The organism is Mycobacterium parascrofulaceum ATCC BAA-614, from assembly GCF_000164135.1.
In the GTDB taxonomy this organism is placed as follows: domain Bacteria; phylum Actinomycetota; class Actinomycetes; order Mycobacteriales; family Mycobacteriaceae; genus Mycobacterium; species Mycobacterium parascrofulaceum.
Window position 1 is genome coordinate 245306 of record NZ_GG770560.1, and the last position, 4675, is coordinate 249980.

At 71.4% G+C, this 4675-nt stretch carries 5 protein-coding genes; 2 read left to right on the plus strand and 3 right to left on the minus strand.

Annotation, left to right across the window (positions count from 1 at the left end; all coding sequences use genetic code 11):
- Positions 1–221: 221 nt before the first annotated feature.
- Positions 222–1925: a cation:proton antiporter gene (locus tag HMPREF0591_RS27405; protein WP_208857809.1), complete on the plus strand. Its 1704-nt coding sequence runs from the start codon at positions 222–224 to the stop codon at positions 1923–1925.
- A gap of 54 nt (positions 1926–1979) precedes the next feature.
- Here the strand turns inward: HMPREF0591_RS27405 and HMPREF0591_RS27410 are convergent, their stop codons facing one another.
- Positions 1980–2603, minus strand: a complete 624-nt coding sequence (locus HMPREF0591_RS27410; protein ID WP_007172035.1) for a PaaI family thioesterase — start codon at positions 2601–2603, stop codon at positions 1980–1982.
- An 88-nt stretch (positions 2604–2691) separates the two neighbouring features.
- Positions 2692–3576, minus strand: coding sequence for an aldo/keto reductase (locus HMPREF0591_RS27415; protein ID WP_007172036.1), 885 nt, complete (start codon positions 3574–3576; stop codon positions 2692–2694).
- A 57-nt stretch (positions 3577–3633) separates the two neighbouring features.
- On the opposite strand from HMPREF0591_RS27415, the gene HMPREF0591_RS27420 reads away from it, so the two are divergent.
- On the plus strand, positions 3634–4134 hold the full coding sequence (locus tag HMPREF0591_RS27420) for a DUF1990 family protein (protein ID WP_040624170.1): 501 nt from the start codon (positions 3634–3636) through the stop codon (positions 4132–4134).
- 154 nt (positions 4135–4288) lie between these two features.
- Here the strand turns inward: HMPREF0591_RS27420 and HMPREF0591_RS27425 are convergent.
- On the minus strand, positions 4289–4675 hold a 387-nt coding region (locus tag HMPREF0591_RS27425), incomplete at its 5' end, for a nitronate monooxygenase family protein (protein WP_007172038.1).

The following is a 4675-nucleotide window of genomic DNA, read 5'->3' on the forward strand; positions in this document are numbered from 1 at the left end:
CGGCGGGCACCCGGATCGGGGCTTGCGGCGATCGCAGGCCCGGCGCGGCCGGGCGCTGCGGGTCGCCGCCCTCGGCTCCCGGGGCGGGGTGTGCGGGGGCGGTCATGGTGTGGTCTCCAGGGCTCGTCGGGTCGACGACCATGCTATCGGGGTGGTCGCGAGCCGAGCAGGGCCGCCACTGCGCCCCGACGCGGGCACCGGCCCACCGGCGTCAAGGCAGAATGGGGACGATGGGGGCGCAGACGGCTTTGGCATTGCTGCTCGCCGCCGTCGGCGCCATCGTCGTGGTGAACTGGGTCAGCGAACGCACCGGGCTCCCCAGCGCGGCGCTGCTCAGCCTCGTCGGGATCGGTTATGGGCTGCTGCCGGGGCCCAACGTCGGGCTTCGGCCCGACATCGTGATGACGTGCATCCTGCCGCCCCTGCTCTACAACGCGGCCCTGGAGTCGTCGCTGGTCGGGATACGCCGCAACCTGCGCACCGTGATCAGCCTGTCGGTCATCCTGGTGCTCCTGACCGCCGCGTCGGTCGGCGTCGCGGTCGCGCTGCTCGTCAGCGGTGCGACGCTCGCGGCGGGCGCGGTGTTGGGCGCGGCGGTGGCGCCCACCGACCCGGTGGCCGCGCTGGCGGTCGCCCGCAAGGTCGGTCTGCCGCTCAACATCGTCACCCTCGTCGAGGGTGAGGGCTTACTCAACGACGCGACCGCGCTCACCACCCTGTCGGTGGCCATCACCGTGGCCAGGGGCGGCGGGTTCTCGTTCCCGTCGGCGATCCGGGAGTTCGCCCTGGCGGCCGTGGGAGGCCTGGTGATCGGGCTGGCGTTCGCCTGGGGCCGCCGCCTGTTGCGGCGGTTGCCCCACGACGTGATGACGGCCAACGCCATCTCGCTGGCCACACCGTTCCTGACCTATCTGGCGGCCGAGAAGGTGCACGCGTCGGGCGTGCTGGCGGTCGTGGTGTGCGGGTTGATCGTGGGCCACGACTCGCCCCGGTCGGAGTCGGGCGCGAGCCGGTTACAGACCCGCGCCGTGTGGCGACTGGCCAACTTCCTGCTGGAGGGCCTCGTTTTTCTGCTGATCGGTCAGCAGTTCCCGGCCATCCTCGACGGCCTGAGTGGCTACCCGGTGTCGACGATCGTCGTGGCGACCACCGTCACCACCGCGGTGGTGCTGCTGGTGCGGCCGCTGTGGCTGCTGCTCACCCAGTCGCTGCCGGGGTCGCTGCACACCCGGCTGGGGAACGTCTCGGGGACCGCCGACGACGACGCCGACGACCCGGCCGCGGCCCGCCGCCGGCGGGACCGCGACGCGGAGCGGCTCAGCGGCCGCGAGATTTTCGTTCTGAGTTGGGCGGGCACCCGCGGTGTCGTCAGCCTCGCCGCGATCTTCGCGGTGCCCTTCACGACCGACGGCGGCGAGCGGTTTCCCGTGCGGGATCTGTTGTTGTTCTGCACCCTGGTGGTCGTGCTGGTGACGCTGATCGGGCAGGGCAGCACCTTCGGCCCGGTGGTGCGCGCCCTCGGCGTGCACGCCAGGGCCATCGACGAGGTGCGGCTGCGTAATCGGGCGCGGACGGCCGCCGTCCGGGCCGCCCTCGACACACTCGACGAGCTGGGCGAGCAGGCCGACGACGATGCCGACGCCCGGGCCGTCGAGGCGGTGCGACGCCAGTTGTGCATCCGGCTGGAGCGGTATCAACACCGGCTCGATCTGCTCTCGGACGCCGACGAGTTGCCCAACTACCCCGAATACGAGGCCGCCGTGGCGATCCGGCGGGCGGCCATCAACGCGGAGCGCGACGAGCTGGTGCGCTGGCGCGACGCGGGCATGCTGCCCGACCGGAGTCTGCGCGTGCTCGAACGCGAACTCGACCATGAAGAGGTGACGCTGCCGGTGAGCACGCCGCAAGACCGGCGCGGCCAATAGGGGTCCGAACGCTCACCCGCTCACCGGTTTTCGAGGCGGCATCGCGGCGACCCGTCAGGGCTGGCCCGGCTTGAGCCGCACGAACAGGGCGTCGGCCTCGGTCAGCAGCGTATCGCCGTCGGTCAGCCGGCCCGACACGAAGATCTTGCGCCCGTCGACCTTGTCCACCCCGGCGTCGAACTGCAACTCCTTTTCGATCGGCACGATGTTGCGGTAATCGATCTTGAGGTAGGCGGTGCGCTGGCGCCGGCTCCCGGTGAGAAGGACTGCCGTCAGGCCGAGCACGGTGTCGAAAAGCATGCCGAGTGAGCCGCCGTGCACCGCGCCGTTGCGTCCCAAATGGAACCGGGCGAAGCGGGCCCACCCGTGCACACGGCCGTCGTCGCCCCTGCGGGCGGACATGGGAATCGTCAGGACGTTGCCGCGCATCGGCAGGTCCATGCGGCGGCCGGAGGGCGCCGCCCACTCGTCGGCGTTGTACGGGGCGAGCAGCGCCGACAGCTTCTCCAGCTGATTCGCCGCCTCGGTGATGACCTCGTCGGGGGCGTCGACGGCCCGGGCGTGGTCCTGCAGCTTGCGCACGGCGTCGATGAACCGGCCGTAGTCGGGACCGCCCTTGGTCGTCGGCTCCGGCGGATTGAACCCACCGCCAGGGTGCCTGGCCTGTTCGCTGGTCACCCGGACACCGTATCCGGGCCGCGAGACTGCAACTACCGACGGCTCGACCCGCGAAACGCGTCGTGGAATACCGTTTCGCGGGCCAGAGTCACACCGTCTGTTGGGCCCCGGCCTTGGACAGCGTTTCGAACTCCTCGTCGGACAGCGTGATCTCGGCGGCGGCGACGTTCTCCTCCAGGTGCGCCACCTTCGACGTGCCCGGGATCGGCAGCATCACCGGCGAGCGCTTCAGCAACCAGGCCAGCGCCAGCTGCGACGGGCTCGCGTCGTGCTCGGCGGCGATGCGCTGCAGGGGGCCGTCGGCCGCGGCCAGCGGGCCGGCGGCCAGCGGGAACCACGGGATGAAGCCGATGCCCTGGCTGGTCGCGGCGTCCAGCACCGGTTCGGCGCCCCGCGCGGACAGGTTGTACATGTTCTGCACCGACACGATCTCGGTGGTCCGCTGGGCCTCGGTGAGCTGATCGACATTGATCTCGGACAGGCCGATGTGGCGGATCTTTCCTTCGTTCTTCAGGGTCAGCAGCTCGCCCACCTGGTCGGCCAGCGGGAAGTCGCGGTCGATGCGGTGCAGCTGGAACAGGTCGATGGTGTCGACGCCCAGGCGGCGCAGACTCATCTCGCATTCCTGGCGCAGATAACTCGGGTTGCCCAGCGGGATCCAGACGTCCGGTCCGGTGCGCAGCAGCCCGGCCTTCGTCGCGATCACCAATCCGTCGTAGGGATGCAGCGCCTCGCGAATGATCTCCTCGGCGACGTAGGGGCCGTAGGAGTCCGCGGTGTCGATGAAGTTCACGCCGAGTTCGACGGCCCGCCGCAACACCCGGACGGCCTCGTCGCGGTCGGCGGGCGGACCCCAGACGCCCTTACCGGTCAGGCGCATGGCGCCGAAGCCGAGCCGATTGACCGTCAGGTCGCCGCCGAGTGTGAACGTTCCGGACGCTTCTGCAACTGTTTTCGAGTTTTGTGCGGTCACTTTTACGACCGTACGCCGGAAATGTCGGCGGGTATCCCGGCGTGGCAAGCTGGGTGGGTGGACTTAGCGGCGCTCGAGGAACTTCCGTTGACGTACGCCGAGGTGGGGGCGACCGCGTCCGGCAAGCTGCCCGCGGGATACGGCCACCTGCACACGGAGAAGCAGATCGGCACCGGGCGGGAGCGCTTCGAGCGGGCCGCCGACGCCGTGATGCGCTGGGGCATGCAGCGCGGGGCCGGCCTCGGGGTGCGGGCCAGCTCCGAGATCGCGGCGCTCGACACGGTTGTGGTGGTGCGCATGGGTTTTCTGCCCGCGCCGTGCCGGGTGGTGTACGTCGTCGACGAGCCCGACATCCGCGGATTCGCCTACGGCACGCTGCCGGGTCATCCCGAATCCGGCGAGGAGCGTTTCGTCGTCCGGCGCGACCCCGTCACCTCCGCGGTGTTCGCGGAGGTGACGGCGTTCTCCCGGCCCGCGACCTGGTGGAGCAAGGCCGCGAGGCCGGTGGTGTCGGTGGCCCAGCGCGTCATCGCGAAGCGCTATCTGCTCGGGGTCTGAGCCGCCGGGCTGATCGTCGCGTCCATGCCCTTCGCCGGCCGCCGAGCGTCACGCCAGCGTGGCGCTCGGCGCCGAGCGTCACGCCAGCGTGACGGCCGGGCGTGACGGCCGGGCGCGATCGCCGGGCGCCGACGCCCGGTGTATCGCCCGGGCGCTACGAACCCCAGGCCGTCAGCAAACGCTCAGCGCCCGAACACATTTCGTCGATCACCTCGGCCACCGAAGCGTCGTCGCGGATCATCCCGACGCCCTGCCCGGCGTCCACGGGGGCCACCCGGCGGTCGTCGGCGGCGATGGAGGCCGCGAGCTCGTCGCAGGCCTGCGGGTCGAGCGCGTCCTCCTTGCCGGTCCAGCGCTCGACGAAATCGTTGGTCAGCACCCGCGAGGGGAACCGCGCGGGCCACGGCCGGGCCTGCGCGACGTCGAACGCCCGGGTGACCGCGGTGTCGGTGGCGCGGGCCGCGATCAGCGCCCGGCGGCTGCCCTCGCCCGAGAGCGCCTCCGGGCACGCGGCCAGGCGCGTGCCCACCCACGCCCCGCT

Coding starts and splice junctions, on each gene's coding strand:
- HMPREF0591_RS27405 (WP_208857809.1), top strand. CDS start 222: ATGGGGACGATGGGGGCGCAGACGGCTTTGGCATTGCTGCTCGCCGCC.